The organism is Arcticibacter pallidicorallinus, from assembly GCF_003002875.1.
Classification (GTDB): Bacteria; Bacteroidota; Bacteroidia; order Sphingobacteriales; family Sphingobacteriaceae; genus Arcticibacter; species Arcticibacter pallidicorallinus.
The window spans coordinates 246,520-262,080 of the sequence record NZ_PVTH01000004.1 but is presented as its reverse complement, the minus strand read 5'-3'; the positions used below and the strand labels follow the sequence as shown (position 1 = coordinate 262,080).

General features: G+C 42.1%; 15 protein-coding genes. 4 read left to right on the top strand and 11 right to left on the bottom strand.

Features of this window, described 5'->3' with window-relative positions; translation table 11 throughout:
• Positions 1–2: 2 nt before the first annotated feature.
• Positions 3–3,662: an AAA family ATPase gene (locus B0I27_RS08425; protein ID WP_106292794.1), complete on the top strand. Its 3,660-nt coding sequence runs from the start codon at positions 3–5 to the stop codon at positions 3,660–3,662.
• Positions 3,663–4,042: 380 nt separating this feature from the next.
• Positions 4,043–5,044: a nucleotidyltransferase gene (locus tag B0I27_RS08420; protein ID WP_106292793.1), complete on the top strand. Its 1,002-nt coding sequence runs from the start codon at positions 4,043–4,045 to the stop codon at positions 5,042–5,044.
• Here B0I27_RS08420 and B0I27_RS08415 read toward each other — a convergent pair.
• Positions 5,041–5,943, bottom strand: coding sequence for an S-4TM family putative pore-forming effector (locus B0I27_RS08415; RefSeq protein WP_106292792.1), 903 nt, complete (start codon positions 5,941–5,943; stop codon positions 5,041–5,043). The genes B0I27_RS08420 and B0I27_RS08415 overlap by 4 nt on opposite strands.
• An 82-nt stretch (positions 5,944–6,025) precedes the next feature.
• On the opposite strand from B0I27_RS08415, the gene B0I27_RS08410 reads away from it, so the two are divergent.
• Complete coding sequence (locus B0I27_RS08410; protein WP_146133102.1) at positions 6,026–7,045, top strand: hypothetical protein; 1,020 nt, start codon at positions 6,026–6,028, stop codon at positions 7,043–7,045.
• Between the two features lie 104 nt (positions 7,046–7,149).
• Positions 7,150–7,617 carry a hypothetical protein gene (locus B0I27_RS08405; RefSeq protein WP_106292790.1) on the top strand — a complete coding sequence of 156 codons (468 nt, stop codon included), beginning with the start codon at positions 7,150–7,152 and terminating at the stop codon, positions 7,615–7,617.
• Positions 7,618–8,136: 519 nt separating this feature from the next.
• Here B0I27_RS08405 and B0I27_RS08400 read toward each other — a convergent pair.
• The 10 genes from B0I27_RS08400 to B0I27_RS08355 all read right to left on the bottom strand — a co-directional run bounded on the left by B0I27_RS08400 (position 8,137) and on the right by B0I27_RS08355 (position 15,504).
• A complete protein-coding gene (locus B0I27_RS08400) occupies positions 8,137–8,589 on the bottom strand; it encodes a LysE family translocator (RefSeq protein WP_281260336.1) in 453 nt (150 codons plus the stop codon).
• 58 nt (positions 8,590–8,647) lie between these two features.
• The gene (locus B0I27_RS08395; protein ID WP_106292788.1) at positions 8,648–10,624 is read right to left on the bottom strand and encodes a heavy metal translocating P-type ATPase; all 1,977 of its coding nucleotides are present in this window, start codon (positions 10,622–10,624) and stop codon (positions 8,648–8,650) included.
• Positions 10,625–10,788: 164 nt separating this feature from the next.
• Positions 10,789–10,998, bottom strand: coding sequence for an efflux RND transporter permease subunit (locus B0I27_RS17805; protein WP_106292787.1), 210 nt, complete (start codon positions 10,996–10,998; stop codon positions 10,789–10,791).
• A gap of 45 nt (positions 10,999–11,043) precedes the next feature.
• Positions 11,044–11,880 (bottom strand): arsenite methyltransferase, encoded by an 837-nt coding sequence (locus B0I27_RS08385; protein WP_106292957.1) that lies wholly within the window; start codon positions 11,878–11,880, stop codon positions 11,044–11,046.
• A 68-nt stretch (positions 11,881–11,948) separates the two neighbouring features.
• Positions 11,949–12,683, bottom strand: coding sequence for a metallophosphoesterase family protein (locus tag B0I27_RS08380; protein WP_106292786.1), 735 nt, complete (start codon positions 12,681–12,683; stop codon positions 11,949–11,951).
• Positions 12,680–13,768 (bottom strand): ACR3 family arsenite efflux transporter, encoded by a 1,089-nt coding sequence (arsB, locus tag B0I27_RS08375; protein WP_106292785.1) that lies wholly within the window; start codon positions 13,766–13,768, stop codon positions 12,680–12,682. Before arsB ends, B0I27_RS08380 begins: the two co-directional genes overlap by 4 nt.
• A gap of 3 nt (positions 13,769–13,771) precedes the next feature.
• Positions 13,772–14,185, bottom strand: a complete 414-nt coding sequence (locus B0I27_RS08370) for an arsenate reductase ArsC (protein ID WP_106292784.1) — start codon at positions 14,183–14,185, stop codon at positions 13,772–13,774.
• Positions 14,186–14,203: 18 nt separating this feature from the next.
• Entirely contained in the window at positions 14,204–14,674 is a 471-nt protein-coding gene (locus B0I27_RS08365; protein ID WP_106292783.1) for a DUF6428 family protein, read from the bottom strand.
• A gap of 56 nt (positions 14,675–14,730) precedes the next feature.
• Positions 14,731–15,060 (bottom strand): ArsR/SmtB family transcription factor, encoded by a 330-nt coding sequence (locus B0I27_RS08360; protein ID WP_106292782.1) that lies wholly within the window; start codon positions 15,058–15,060, stop codon positions 14,731–14,733.
• Between the two features lie 42 nt (positions 15,061–15,102).
• On the bottom strand, positions 15,103–15,504 hold the full coding sequence (locus B0I27_RS08355) for a DUF1801 domain-containing protein (protein ID WP_106292781.1): 402 nt from the start codon (positions 15,502–15,504) through the stop codon (positions 15,103–15,105).
• Between the last annotated feature and the right edge of the window lie 57 nt (positions 15,505–15,561).

Here is a 15,561-nt window from a genome sequence, read left to right as displayed (position 1 = left end):
ATATGAAGATATTAAGCGTACGTTTTCTAAACCTGAACTCCCTGAAAGGAGAGCATCAGATCCGTTTTGATCAGAGTCCTTTCACTGAGAGCGGTTTATTTGCGATTACAGGCCCTACAGGAGCCGGTAAGACGACCATTCTGGATGCTATTACCATCGCGCTCTACGGACGTGTTCATCGACACGACAGAGATGTTTCAGAAAGTATGACCAGGCATACTGCGGAGTCTTTTTCAGAGGTGGAGTTTGAGATCAAGGGCAAAGGCTATCGGGCGAAGTGGTCGCAGCGCCGTGGCTACGGTAAAGTGGACGGTGCACTGCAGACCCAGCGGATGGAGCTGGTTGACCTGGAGACTTCAGCCATCATGGTTAATCATCCTCTTTCAGAGGTGCAGCAGCAGATTGTTGCTTTATGCGGACTCGATTATAATCAGTTCCTGCGATCGGTGATGTTGTCGCAGGGAGACTTTACGCAGTTCTTGAAATCAAAAGAAAACGAGCGATCAGAACTACTGGAAAAAATCACCGATACGGCAGTGTATTCGGAGATCTCCAGATATGTGTTTGACCGGGCAAGGCAGGAGAGAGAGAAGCTGGAAAGGCTGAGAGAGCAACTGGATAATGCAGATATCCTTTCCGATGAAGAAGTTTCACAGCTGAACATTTCTTTGCAGGATCTGAGTATTCGGGAAAAGGCCGTTCGGGATAACTCTCTGGATACACGTGATAAAATCAACTGGTTAGGATTTTTAGGTAAACTGAAACTTGATGAAGAGCGGCAGCTGAATCTGCTGCGTGAACAGCAGGAGAGGTTGATTCTCCATCAGGAGAACTTCCAGAAGCTGGCGCTGCATCAGAAGGCCATGGCCTACCGTTCGGAGTTGCAGGACATCAAGAATCATGAAGGGAGAATCGAGGAACTTGCATTAAGAATTCGGGAACAGGAAGAAGTTCTTCCCTCGGTTCAGGAGAAGAGCCGTCAGGCAGATCAGGCTTTTGAGGAAGGTAAAGAATTGCTTGGTTCTGCGGAACTAGATATGCAGAAACAGGAGGCAGATTTTGAGAAGGTGATCCAGAAAGATGCGCAGCTGGACGGCTTCAGAAAGGAGCTCGAGAGGGCAGAGAGCTGGGCTAAGACGGCACTCAAAGATGTGGATCAGGCCATCAGTGACCGGGATACTTTGGCTCAAAATATTGCTGCGCTTGAGGTGGAGATCAGCGCTTTGAACCAGTTGATTGTCGGTCAGCCCAAAGAAAATGAACTGGAGGCGGCAATTGTTCGCATCGATCAATATCAGCAGGAATTAGGCCGTGCGCGGCTTTCACTTCGGGATAAAAAAGCCGAAGAAAGAAGTGTCGTCGATCTGCAAAAGGATCAGGAAAAGTCGCTTCTTGCCATCGAAGGAGAAATAGCTAAATCAAAGGCAGGCTTGTTGCTTAGGCAGCAAGAACTGGTTCGACTTCGAGACAAGCTGCGAACGGAGTTTGAGGGCAAGTCGCTTGACGTCCTGGAAGAGGCGGCAGACAAGCTTCCTGGCCTGATCAGCCTATGTCAGGATCAATCGAAGTTAGCTAAGGACTATTCACAGACCCGTGCTCAGATGGATGGTTTAAAGCGGGAGCAAATCCGGAACGAAGAATCGGTGGCTGCGCTAGAGGCAGCGCTGGCGCTCCAAACAGAGGAAAAACAGGAAGCCGAACGCATATTAGAAGATCACAGGAAAGCGGTTGATATACAGATTCGCATACAAAAATACGATGCCGACAGGGGGCAGCTGCAGGAAAATCATGAATGTCCCCTTTGTGGATCAAAAGAACATCCTTACGTCGAGAAACACTATCACTCGACACTCACGGAAGCAGAACAGAAGCGGAATGCCCATGAAGCCTATCTGCAGAAGCTTTCCAGGGAGATTCAGGATTCGGCAATCAAGCTGAGTGCCTGGAAAGAGAAACTCACGGGTCAGCACAAGCAGTCGGCAGAGCTTGAAGAGAAGCTTGCCGCGGTTGAGAGTTCCTTCGTCTTAAATAACGGGAAATTACCCGCTCCACTGACCCTCGAGAAGCCCGCCATTATTGATGCGATCGTTCTTAAGAAGCAAAGTGAATTGTCAGCCTTGCAGGCTCAGATCCAGGCGTTGCGTGTTCTGCAGAAAGATATCAGTCTGCTGGAGTTGCATCTGGTCGATTTGAACAGTACTATCGAACAGGCTAAGACCAGAAAAGAATCGCTGCTGGCACAACTAAGCAGCGGGGCCGGAAATCTGGAGAAGGTTCGGTTGGAAATTGGCAAGTTAGATCTTGAAATTGGCGACCTACAGAATAAGATTCAGGAGGTGTTAAGATCTTTGCAGATTACCGACATTCCGGAAGAGATTATCGGCGCGTTAAACGCGCGTTTGCTGGTATGCCGGCAGTCGAATGAGAAGTTAGCTTCGGCCACATTGCGAAAGCAAGAGCTATGCGCAGAGAGTCTGAGTCTGGAAAAGGTTCTGGGAGCAAAGCAGGAACTTCTTCAGCAACGGGAGAAAGAGCGTAAGCAGGCTGATCTGCGTTTGCAGGAAGAGCTGGGCGAACGTCGGGAGCTGTTTGGCGAGAAAGATCCTGTGTTTGAGCGGGAGCAGCTCAGGAACCAGCTCAAGCAGCTTCGTGAAGCTTTGGAGAGGCAGCAGGAACTGCGTAATCAGCTGCAGAATCAGTTGCTGACGCTAGAATCTTCATTACAGAAGGACAGGCAGGACCTGGATAAAGCGGGCAAGGATTTGTCCCGTCTTTCAGCGGAACTGACAGGAAAACTTCAGGAACAGGGTATTGCCGATATAGCGGAGCTCCGTTCCTATAGACTTGATGAGGGTATCGCTGCTGAGATCTCGACGCTGGAGGCTGAGATCAAGACGGCTATCGCCAATGCAGAGCATCTGTTAACGAGGTTGCGTGCAGACTTGCAGCTTGAGCGATCGAAGGCTCTTACGGAACTGAGTTCTGAGGAACTTCAGGAGCAGCTAAGTTCTCTGGACGCCTCCTGGCGGGACCTGAATCAGGAGATCGGAGGAATTCGAAACCGGCTGCAGTCTGATTTTGAGACTAAGCTTCGTTTCAGAGAAATTGCCGATCAGGTCGTCGTTCAGCAGGGAGAGCTGCAGAAGTGGCAGAAAATATCGTCGCTCATTGGTTCAGATAATGGCAAGAAGTTCAGCAACTTCGCTCAAGGACTTACCTTGGCTCGTTTGACGGAGTTAGCCAATCTGCATTTGCAGAAGCTGACGGATCGTTACCGGATTCTAAAGAGCCCTTCGAAGGACCTGGAGATCCAGATCATCGACGGCTATCAGGCTGATGTGGTCAGGCCCATGACGACCTTGTCGGGAGGGGAGAGCTTTCTGGTAAGTTTGGCGCTGGCCCTGGGTTTGTCGGACCTGGCCAGCCGGAAGACGCAGATTAATTCTTTGTTCATTGATGAAGGCTTTGGTACCCTGGATTCGGATACGCTGGATGTTGCGATCTCGGCATTGGAGAACTTGCAGGCGAACGGGAAGACGATCGGGATCATCTCGCATGTGGAGGCGTTGAAAGAGCGGATTGGGACGCAGATTCAAGTGAGCAAGCAGCCGGGAGGGGTGAGTAGGATCAGGGTGATGAGTTATGGGGAGGTTGTGGGGTGATTCGTCTTGAGTCCTCAAAAGTATGAAACCAGCAGATTCACGCCGCTGATAGTTCGTGTACAGCGTGACAACGCGAGCGTCCTCAAGGGATATTTGTCTCCTAAAGTCAACGAATGTTTAAATTGAAGAGACAAATATTTGATACTGGATTTTGATACTGGATAACGGTTTTTTGAGGTCTATCTATTGCTTTGTTTAGGATGTTGGTAAAACGTTCGTTTTGTGAGGCTATTTGTAATACTACCTAGGTTCTTTTTATCCACTAGGTAGGCTATAAGCGGAGACTGGAGAAAACGTACGTATTACAGGGAAATTATCACTTCTCAGATTACTATGATAAATTACTTGGAATCATTATTTTAGCATGGTTATCGTAGAATATGGCCAATAATGTAAACACAGCATTTAAGGAATTTTTAAAAGAGAAAGTTAACCTTGATTCATCTCAGTCGTCTACGGCAATTAAGAGTAAAGATTGGCTCATAAATCAATTGCAATCATTATCTCGTGATAATGATGACTTTCCTCCGATCCTATCAAGTATTCATCTGCACTATGGGTCTTTTGCTCGTAAAACAAAAACGAGGCCGCTAAACGACATTGACTTGATGATTGGTATTATGGGAATTGGAAGTACTTATGATCTGTATTCATCTACTCATGCAACAATCTCAGCAAATCCTAATATTCCAAGTTTAGTAAAACTTTGTGATCCTTACACATCAAATCTAAACTCAATCAAGGTAATTAACTGTTTTATTAAATACTTACCGCAGATCTATCAGTACCGGAATGCAGTTATAAAACGTAATCAAGAGGCGGCCGTTTTAGATTTAAGTTCATACGACTGGAAATTTGATATTGTACCCTCTTTTATAACTGATGAAGATTCTAGTGGGAAAACATTTTATCTAATCCCAGATGGTTATGGAAAATGGAAAAAAACAGACCCCCGGATAGACCGTGACCGCCTTTCGCAAATAAATCAAGCGAATTCTGGCAATGTTCTAAACGTAATAAGAATAATAAAATTCTGGAATAAAAGACGAAATGTAACAACTATTCCATCTTATCTTTTGGAAAATATAATTTTGAACTACTATGCACATTCAACGTCATGCAGTGCCTGGGTGGATTTAGAGGTAGCCGACATTTTAACCTATTTGGCCAGTACCATTTACAATCCAGTCTATGATCCAAAGGGAATTCAAGGCGACCTAAATAACTTAAGTTGGGATGAAAAATCTCGAATAAGTAAAATAGCTACCGAACATGCAGCAGCAGCAAGGAAGGCCAGAGAATATGAAAGTGCGAATAATCATCACATGTCAACATTGTATTGGTATGATGTATTTGGTGATGACTTTCCAAGATGGAGCTAAATCAAACCATGTTCTTTCGCATCCCGGACTAAGGCTTCAGCTGTGCTATTCATGATTTCTTCATCTTTCTTTAAAAAGCGGCGATACATGAAATTCAAGATTAAAGCGCTTTTGCTTCGATGATCGTAAATCTCATCCTGAAGGCGTCGTGAAACCTCTTCTAAATTAGAAGAGGTATTACTCATTCCTTCATCCCAAGCCTGTTTTGCAAAGTCCACTAGCCTATCTAGCCGCTTTGCTGTTTCTTTCTGATCTTTTGATTGTTTAAGGCAAAATTGCACTAAAGGTAACAATGCACTTGCTATTAAAACAAGATCATTAAAATTTTTATTAGTGGTTATTCCAAACAGCATGAAAGCAATGAATAGGCCTATTCCAAGGAGGCTTACAAAGTTGGAATATCTTCGTCGCAATCTTGAATCCCAATAGCAGTTTGTTCTTTGGCAAATTAGCCTCGCAATTGGGTAGGGTAAAACTTCAATGGCCTGTGGATACCAATCTTTGATCTTCTCAATATTCGACTGTATTTTTTTGTGAGCATTATAATGAGTCAAAACATCTTCTACCATCTGGTCATTTGAGGTTTTAAGAGGGGAAGGGCTTAACCGTAAAACAGCACAATCGAAAAGCTCTTGTATTTTAGCTGCCTTTTCTATTCGGCGTTGTATTACTGCATCAAAAAGCAACGGATCTAAAATAGCGGAAATGATGCCATAAAAAGCAGCAAACGGGATTAGCGGCTCATGCAGCAAGAGTAATAATGACAACATCAAAGGGATTACAACCATAAAGAATATTTGCCAAATATGATATAGTTTAGCCGATGTGTATAATTCCCTTTGAGCTGCGAGCCGCTCTAATTGGATTGGTTCATTTTGTGCCGTTGTTATTCTGTTCATTTTAGCTTTGAATATAGCCTTTTATTCGAATTTAATGCTTTTAAGGCATCCAATCGTGAGTTGCTAAACAAAATTTTCGCTCTTGTTAGACCTTCTTCAAGGTTCCATAAACTTCCTGACAGAATTTTATCTCCTCATGTCAAATACAAACAGAAGGCAACTTTTCAATGGATCATCAAAAGAGATACGGTCAGTCCTTGAGAAAATTAGTAGGTATTTAATTACCTTAAACAAAAAAAAGGTTTATATGCTAAGGTGGAAAGAAATTGCAGAAAGTCTGCCAGAGGAATATAAGGCAGTATTCCTCATCAAACATGAGTCCCAAAAAATAAAAAATGCGGATATAGGTATTTTGCTTACTAGTGATGACGGATCTTTAAAAGGATTCCTAATCGATAACAATAAAAAGGTGGTTAAACTTGAATCTAGATTGGCATGGATCTATTTAGTAGAGAAAACACTTTTTGTTCCCGATTTGCCTGATGAGGAACTTGAACCCACTGTTCTGGACTTTCTAGAACGCCTGGCTTTCTTTGATGATAAACTTCAAAGGTTAACTGCATGGATGATCCAGTCTGGGAAGGGCTTGTACCATTTAGATTTTTATATTACTGGAATAGTCAGTAGATCCTTATCATTGATACATGGCTTTGATACACTACTAAGGTCAAGGAACTATTTATCAGCCTTACATTTGGTTAGACCGCATTTAGATAATTTCATGCGTCTACATGCGGCCTGGTTGTGTAGTGATCCGCACGATTTCGCCTTTAAGGTCTGGAAGGGTGAACAGGTTACGAGCATAAAAGATAGAGACGGAAAGCTGTTGAAAGACTGGTACCTTAAACAAAAAGTGTCAGAGCTTCACCCCTGGATAGAAAATGTTTATAATGAGACATCTGGATTTATTCATTTTAGCAATAAGCATATCGCAGGGGCAGTAAACACGAAAGGAGAAAATATATCTGCCTGCGTAAGCAAGAATGACAACAATGTTTCAAATAAAGATAAGCTTGAAACAATAATGTGCATGATAGAAATTACAAACTGCATAGCTGACCACATATTTGGGTGGGTTTCGACTAAGCGAGATAAGGGATAGCCACCATTTAACACTACCTACTCTACCATGTTGACCAAATTGAGAACTACTTGATACAGCAATGAAATTTAGACCAATAAATAAGGATGAGATAATTGTTTGTTATGATTATAATGCAATTTGAAATGGTTGATAATCCTCCATATTGGTGCAGACTTTTAAGACATTTTGAGAAAAGAGGGTACATTCATAATGGTCTGACAATTCCTTTTCTGATTGGTGCAAGGAAAAGAATCGAGCCGCAGGAACCTCTTTTGGATATTCGTGATTTAATAATTTCAATTAATGAAGTTGGAGGGACAGTCTTGGAGTGTTCTAACATAGGAGAGTTTGTTATTGGCACAATTGACACTGAGACTCTAAAATATAAGTCAGCTTATCGAAAATGTATTGACAATATTCTTATCACTGATGATTCACTTGATATGGTTAATAATCTTCAAGAATTGATTTATCGTTTTGAGCAACGATATCAGAAAAATATAGACAACTATGAGTACTCAAAAAATCATGGAGAATGGACGGACTTCACACAAATCGAAAGAACGAGAATAGATGAAAGCTACCGCTAAAAGGCACTTCAGAAAACTGCCGTTTCTTGAAATGAAAGTACTAATCGTCATGACATACTTAACATATGATAAATTATTGACTCCTAGCCGTCTCGTACAACGGTTTTTTCAAGATAGTTTTCTATCATCAAAGAACGACAGAATGAGCAACGATAAACTTTCCTTTTTTGACACTTGATGTTCTCTATTTAAGTGAGAAACTATTCAGTATTTGACATAGATGTAAAACTATCATGATGTCTATATATCTATCTGAAAACGCCTCTCTTTTGTTGTATTTGGAAAACCTGAGTAAACCTCCAGCTAAAAGAACAACACACTCAATTTAGGTCATTATACTATAATGGCAATAATATCATGCGGCTCAACTCGGATAGGAGAGCACCTAAGCTTCCTTTTGTGACAAATCTTGATGAGCCTAATACTTGGATCTAACAAGATCACCGTTTCCTGGCAATATTCTGATTGGTGTAAAGAGTGTTTTATAGAACGTATAACTCTCCTAGACTTTGTAGTATCTTACTTCTTTGTAAATGCGATTTTAACTCCCATTAGTATGAATGCCATTGCTGAAAATCTATTGAGCCATTTGCTAAGTACTGGATTGCCATTAAGCTTGGGTGAAAAAGATCCAGCAAATACGGTAAGCATTATAAACCAAAGAAAACCGATCATTGCATAAGTAGTACCTAAAAGGATAAATGACTTTGCACTATGCAAGTAAGCAGGTTCAAGGAATTGAGGAAAAAATGCCAGAAAGAAGATCGCCACCTTAGGATTCAATGTATTAGTTAATACAGCAGAAGTAAACGTTTTTCTCAAAGATGCTAAGGGGATATTTTCTTTTTGCTGAACCAAGCTCTCTGACAAAATAAGTTTTGAAATACCTAAGTATATCAAGTAGGCAGCACCTGCATATTTAACTATGTTAAAAGCCATAGCGGATTGTGCCAGTATGAGTGATAGAGACAAGAATTCACATTCAATAAAATTCTGATTATTACAGTCAAAATTGCCGCTGAGTTCTAATCTACAACTGCATCCGTTGTATTCTTACGGCATTGAGAATGGCGAGCAAGGCAACTCCCACATCAGCGATAACGGCCTCCCAAAGATTCGCCATTCCGCCAGCCCCCAGCGTTAATACGACAATTTTTACTGCCATCGCCATGATAATGTTTTGCCAAACAATGTTTCTTGTTAGTTTACCTGCCTTGATAGCAGAAACAATTTTAGATGGCTGATCATTCTGAATGACGACATCTGCTGTCTCAATCGTAGCGTCACTGCCAAGACCTCCCATTGCTATACCTGCATCCGCAAGGGCAACCACGGGCGCATCATTTACACCGTCTCCTGCAAAGGCAATTCGAAACCCCTGATCTTTTAAAGACTGCACTTTCTCCACTTTGCCTTCAGGCAGCAGATCTCCATAGGCTTCATCGAGACCGATTTGGTTTGCTACCGCGTCTACAACAGATTGTTTATCTCCGGATAGCATTACTGTTTTTATATTCAAGCGATGAAGCTCTTTAATTACAGCTGCTGCATCTTCTTTAACCTCGTCTGCTATTGTAATATATCCTGCATACGTACGATCGATAGAAACCACGACAATCGTATAAGCAATCTCTTTAATTTCAGAAGGATAAGATATATTAAACTTTTCAAGAAGCTTCAAATTGCCTGCAAGAACTTCCCTTTCTTCAACTTCGCCTTTTAAGCCATGACCCGCTATTTCTTCGACTTTGCTGGCTGACAAATTGCCAAGGATATCTCCGGCGTGCTCCACTATTGCCTTTCCAGCGGGGTGAGTAGAGTTCTTTTCCAGGGCGGCAGTGATACGGATCAACCTTTGTTCTTCAATACCGGAGCTTACCACCTCCTGTACCTTGAAGACTCCTTTGGTAAGCGTTCCGGTTTTATCCATCACTACTGCGTTCACTTTAGTCATCACGTCAAGGAAGTTTCCACCTTTAAAGAGGATTCCATTTCGCGAGGCTAAACCGATTCCGCCAAAATATCCCAAAGGTATTGACACCACCAGTGCACAAGGACAGCTGATAACCAGGAACACAAGCCCCCGGTACAGCCAGTCTCTGAAAACATACTCCTCCACAAAAAAATACGGGAGTACAACCAATGCTAAGGCCAGGAAAAAAACGATAGGGGTATAGACTTTTGCAAAACGCGAAATGAAAAGCTGGGTCTGGGACTTACGGGCAGTAGCGTCCTGTACCATTTCAAGAATCTTACTTAACTTACTGTCCTTAAATAATGACCTAACCTCAATCTCTGCTACAGTATTTAAGTTGATCATTCCGGCTAAGATGGATTCGCTTTTATATTTGGTATCTGGTTTACTTTCACCTGTCAAAGCAGCGGTATTAAAAGATGCAGATTCAGATACCAGAGCTCCATCCAGGGCAACTTTCTCGCCCGGCTTTACCTGAATGGTTTCTCCCAAAGCAACTTCCGAGGGATTTACGATCTGAAAAGTGCCATTTCTCAGGACCGTTACTTCATCCGGACGGATATCCAGAAGTGCCTTAATATTGCGCTTAGCCCTGCTGACGGCTGAATCCTGAAACCACTCACCAATTTGATAGAAAACCATCACTGCAACACCTTCAGAGTACTCTTCGATATAGAAGGCGCCCAATGTAGCGACACTCATAAGGACAAACTCATTAAATAAGTCGCCCCTGCTTGCTTTACGAAATGCTAAATTCAGTACCTCCCTTCCTGCAAGGATGTAAGCAACTGCGTTAACGGCGAAACTCACTGGTCTGCTCAGCTCATAGTTAAACCCGAACTCCATTACCAACTCGACAATCAGGATCAATAAAGCCAAAAGCAAGTCCCAATGAGTAAGAACCTCATTTTTCTTGATGCTGTCTTTTCCATTATTATGCCCGCCTTGATTCGGGGCTATATGCTGTTCATGTCCAGGATGGGTTATATTTGTCAGCTCTTTAAGCTGCAGATTATTCTTTTTCTCTTCCATTTTTTTCAATGAGTTTAATCAAAGATACCTTTGTAGGCAACGCAATAGAATTGCATAGTAATTTCTGGCAATCGGGACACTCCGCCTGCGGCTCTCGACTGAATATAAAAGGCCCCTTTAGTTAAAATGGTTGCATCTTCAGAGATAGGATTTAACAGCGTGATTTATAGAATATATAAGGCTAGTAAAATCAGCAAAGTCAGCGGGGTAGCTGCAAGCGGCTTTTGAACTTCTGCTCCGGCAGTAGTGGACAGTGCCATTGGTAAAAAACCAAGCAAGGCCACGGAAGCGGTTAGAATAACAGGTCTCAGCGTCACGTAACTTTTTCTTTTTACCCTTTCATAGATGTCGGTAGCATATCGCTGATCTAACATAGTATATGGTTATGGCTATCGTCGCATTGTCTCAGGATCAAACTGTTAGCAGCATCCTGGAGGACAGCAAGCCTCGGACGGCTTCTCTGCATAAACGGTAATGCTAAAAATTCCTGTTGCGCGAGATTTAAATTCAATTATTTCTTGTTCGTTCAGGTAGTCCTTTAAGATATCGTCCGGTATGACAATAGCTTTCTCCTTCTGTATAGTAATGTCTTTAAACCCGCTATTATATATCAACTCCAGATAAGCATCCTTTTGAATAGCCCCTGATACGCAGCCTGCGTACATTTCTGCTGCAGATCGTAGGCTTTTGGGTAAATTCCCAACCAGAACGACGTCAGATATACTAAAATGTCCACCTGGCTTCAACACACGGAAGATATCTGAAAATACGCCCGCCTTATTAGGTACCAAATTCAGAACGCAATTGCTAACGATTACATCGGCGACATTCGCTGAGACTGGCATATTCTCGATATCTCCATGACGAAATTCTACGTTATGATATGCTAGCTTTTCAGCATTCAACCTGGCCTTGTCGATCATTGCAGGAGTAAAATCAATTCCTATGACTTTGCCGGTTTCGCCTGCTTCTGTACGAGCGATAAAGGCATCATTACCGGCTCCGCTACCCAGGTCAATCACGACATCGCCCTTCCTAATCTTGGCGAACTGCGTTGGCAAGCCACAGCCTAAACCCAGATCTGCTTCTGCGTTATATCCTTCAAGGCTGGTATAATCTTCATTCATGATGTTATAAACATCAGTAGAACATCCGGACGCCCCACAGCAGGAGGATTCATTTGTCTCTTTATCCTGCAAAGCAATTTCACTGTACTTCTGCCTTACCAGTTCTTTCAGTTGTTCTTCAGTTTTCATAATATTTGATTTAATGGATATCTGCTTTTGGCCCTCTGACAATCATGACCGATTAACTATTCGGATAATCAAAACGCGTTTCGTATATTCTCCGCAAATTCATTCGGGAGCAAGCTTTTTTCGATATCTTCCGCTGAAGTTTCAACGTCATATTTGAACCTTCTAAATTCCACTTGAAAACAATTCTTCAGAATCTCAGCGTCTGGTTCAAGGGTCAACATCACATAGCAACCTCGCGGATCGCCGTCTTTTGGCTTCCCTGCCGAGCCGATATTCACAACCCGCCTGACCGAACTACCGTTGGTCTTTAAGATCCGATGATATGGTTTATGTGAATGCCCCACAAAAAGTAGGTGCGCATCTGCTTCCTCCATTAGTTCCAATACGTAATTTTCGTCTGTGTCTTCGAGTATATATTCATCTATACGCCGGGTACTGCCGTGAGCAAACATAAGATTCAACAAGCCTGCCCGTAATTTGTATTCTAATTTAATATGTGCAGGAAGAGCCTTCAAGTATGTTCTGTTCTCCTCCTTGATTAAATGGTAAGCATAATTCTTGCCTGGCTCTTGAAGGCTTTCTGCGGTCGTCTTTATCTTCTCAATCTTCTCATCATGGTTTCCTTTTAATGTCCCTATCTTTCTTCTTCGAATCTCTTCTATGATCTCATTCGGATAGATGTGATATCCAACCAGATCGCCAAGGCAATAAATGATATCCGGATTCTGACCGTCCATATCCTTTAGCATCGCTTCAAATGCAGCAAGATTCGCATGGATATCTGAAAAAAGTGCAATTCTCATTTTTGTATGATGTCTAAGGCTTTTGTGGGATAGTATTTTTTGCGGAAATAAAAGGCCAGATTGACCAAAGCAATTAATGCAGGAACCTCAACCAATGGCCCAATAACACCTGCAAATGCTTGTCCTGAATTGATCCCAAAGACGCCAATGGCAACTGCAATGGCAAGTTCAAAGTTATTTCCGGTAGCTGTAAATGCAATAGACGTACTTCTTGAATAATCAGCACCAAAATATTTTCCTGCGAAAAAGCTGATTACAAACATGATGGAGAAATAGATAACTAAAGGTATAGCAATCCTGACCACATCCATTGGTATCTGAACGATCAACTCACCTTTGAGGCTAAACATGATTACGATAGTGAAAAGCAGTGCAATAAGAGTAATTGGAGAAATGAGGGGGATAAACTTGTTTTGAAACCAATCTTCGTCTTTAAGTTTAATAAGGCCATATCTGCTGATAACACCCATTGCGAACGGAATCCCCAGGTAGATTCCAACACTTTTAGCAATCTCTGCAATAGTGATGTTCACTTCAAGGCTATCCAGCCCGAAGTAAGGGGGTAATACTGTAATGAAAACATAAGCAGACACACTGTATAGAAGCACCTGAAATATGCTGTTTAACGCAATCAGTCCGGCGGCATATTCCCTGTTGCCCTCAGCAAGCTCATTCCACACTACAACCATGGCAATACATCTGGCCAGACCAATAAGGATTAACCCTGCCATATATTCTGGGTAATCTCTCAAAAAGGCAATGGCCAAAAAGAACATTAATATCGGCCCGATAACCCAGTTCAGCACTAGCGAAACACTTAAAACCCTGGTGTCTTTAAATACTTCACCCATTTTCTCATACTTCACTTTTGCCAGTGGTGGATACATCATCAGTATCAATCCAATTGCTAGTGGGATATTCGTGGTTCCGCTCGAAAATGAGTTGATAAATCCCGAGGAAGAAGGTAGGAAGTAGCCGGTAGCAACACCGATACCCATAGCAAGAAATATCCAGAGAGTAAGGAAACGATCTAAAAAGCCTAATTTTTTTCTTTCGGCAGCAGGTGCGCAGTGATTTGCAGACATGGTCTAAATATTTTCGTTGATGAATTTCTCTGAGTAACTCCGGATCATGTCCCTTACAGTTCTGAATTGCTGTTGGACTTGTTGCTCAGTTCCCGATGCTTTTGCCGGATCAGGAAAATTGTAGTGGAATTTTGTTGCCTGAGTTGGAAAGTAAGGGCAGCTCTCTTTTGCATTATCACAGACAGTAATCACGTAGTCGAAATCAATATTCAGGTATTCATTTACATTATTGGAGGTATGAGCGGAAATATCTATCCCGTCTTCTTTCATGACAGCAATAGCTTTCGGATTTACACCATGGGTTTCTATCCCCGCACTATAAACTTCTGCCTTTGCTCCTGCAAAATGCCTTAGGTATCCTTCTGCAATCTGACTTCGGCAACTGTTTCCTGTGCATAGCACCAGTATTTTTTTCATTTTAAACGGTTTATTATCTTAACAGCAATTGCCGCCAGGTGTACACACCGATCCGGAAACAGCAAGGTTCTTCAACTGCACTTTTTGTTTTTCTGAAGGGATACCACATTGATCTTGAGCCAGGCAAGCGGTCTTTTTAGCAAGAAGCAGGAAGTTATTACCATCATAACCCAGATCATATTTGCCTATTGTTTGTCCCTGGTATTCAACTTCAATTTCTAAATCTTCCATACCAAGCACCTTTTCAGAAAGGGAGATGATATTGAGCAGTTTTCCTGCTTTCAGACGATGTTCATAATCATTAGCGTCCCATAATTGGAAATTAGCTACCTTTTCGTGACGCACAACCCCACCGCAATCGATGAAGTCTTTGGTGATAACACCTACTTCGGTAACATGGAAATGTTCAGGAACTAACGTCCCATCTCCTAATTCAAAGTTTACGCTTTCTGCCTGAGCTAAATGGCTCTTTATTTCTGATAGTTTCATAGTTAAATACCCTGTTTGTTATATTGCAATTATACGATGTATAGGTATAAAAAAAGCTAGCAGCAGCTGCTCGGCGCCTTATATGCGCCAAGGAATCCACCTATTCGCTCTTCTAAGAGCACCCAAGTTTCCGGATTGATACAGTAACAAACACTTACTCCTTCAATATTGCCTTGAATTATTCCAGCGTTTTTTAATTCCTTAAGATGTTGGGAGATAGTCGCCTGAGCAAGTCCCAATTCATCTACCAGATCGCCACATATGCAAGTATTGGAAAGGAGTATTCTTTGCAAAATAGCAATACGGGCAGGATGAGCCATTGCCTTCAACAATTGTGCAAGCTGATTTTGTTCGGCTGTAAACATTTCCGTTTTTGTTAGTCCCATATTGCAATATTACGATTAATTATAAGGATGAAAAACTTTTCTTTACTTAGCCGCGGAAATCCATTCATCAACAATCTTAGCCAAGTCTAATTCTGCGTCTTCTATCTCCCGAATGTTCTTGAACGTTGCTATCGCCCTGTCATTCTCTTTCCAATTTAATAACTTACTTTTTGTATCGATCAATCTGTTTGGAGGTTGTTCCAGCTTCTTTGCTCCCCTATGAAAAATTAATTGAATCTGCTTTGGCGGCTGAATCCTCATTGTGATTCTGTCCTCGTCATTAAAGCAGAAATTCGGTCCGTTCCATTTGATATTTTCGGTCAGGCCTGCATTTGCGGTTAGAATACATTTCCGCAATTCTTCAATTTCATTTCTTAGTGGGTGGTCCAGATGGTCCAGAAATTCTGTGACTTTGTCATTCAGATACTGTGCTTGCTTTGACATGGTAGTGCTTTTAATTCAAGAAAGGGAATAATTATTACAAGTTAATACAGAAAAAGC

What these genes read in the sequence shown, in the direction of transcription:
- B0I27_RS08425 (WP_106292794.1), top strand. Translation starts at nt 3, where the DNA reads ATGAAGATATTAAGCGTACGTTTTCTAAACCTGAACTCCCTGAAAGGA.
- B0I27_RS08420 (WP_106292793.1), top strand. Translation starts at nt 4,043, where the DNA reads ATGGCCAATAATGTAAACACAGCATTTAAGGAATTTTTAAAAGAGAAA.
- B0I27_RS08415 (WP_106292792.1), bottom strand. Translation starts at nt 5,943, where the DNA reads ATGAACAGAATAACAACGGCACAAAATGAACCAATCCAATTAGAGCGG.
- B0I27_RS08405 (WP_106292790.1), top strand. Translation starts at nt 7,150, where the DNA reads ATGATTATAATGCAATTTGAAATGGTTGATAATCCTCCATATTGGTGC.
- B0I27_RS08395 (WP_106292788.1), bottom strand. Translation starts at nt 10,624, where the DNA reads ATGGAAGAGAAAAAGAATAATCTGCAGCTTAAAGAGCTGACAAATATA.
- B0I27_RS17805 (WP_106292787.1), bottom strand. Translation starts at nt 10,998, where the DNA reads ATGTTAGATCAGCGATATGCTACCGACATCTATGAAAGGGTAAAAAGA.
- B0I27_RS08385 (WP_106292957.1), bottom strand. Translation starts at nt 11,880, where the DNA reads ATGAAAACTGAAGAACAACTGAAAGAACTGGTAAGGCAGAAGTACAGT.
- B0I27_RS08380 (WP_106292786.1), bottom strand. Translation starts at nt 12,683, where the DNA reads ATGAGAATTGCACTTTTTTCAGATATCCATGCGAATCTTGCTGCATTT.
- arsB (WP_106292785.1), bottom strand. Translation starts at nt 13,768, where the DNA reads ATGTCTGCAAATCACTGCGCACCTGCTGCCGAAAGAAAAAAATTAGGC.
- B0I27_RS08370 (WP_106292784.1), bottom strand. Translation starts at nt 14,185, where the DNA reads ATGAAAAAAATACTGGTGCTATGCACAGGAAACAGTTGCCGAAGTCAG.
- B0I27_RS08365 (WP_106292783.1), bottom strand. Translation starts at nt 14,674, where the DNA reads ATGAAACTATCAGAAATAAAGAGCCATTTAGCTCAGGCAGAAAGCGTA.
- B0I27_RS08360 (WP_106292782.1), bottom strand. Translation starts at nt 15,060, where the DNA reads ATGGGACTAACAAAAACGGAAATGTTTACAGCCGAACAAAATCAGCTT.
- B0I27_RS08355 (WP_106292781.1), bottom strand. Translation starts at nt 15,504, where the DNA reads ATGTCAAAGCAAGCACAGTATCTGAATGACAAAGTCACAGAATTTCTG.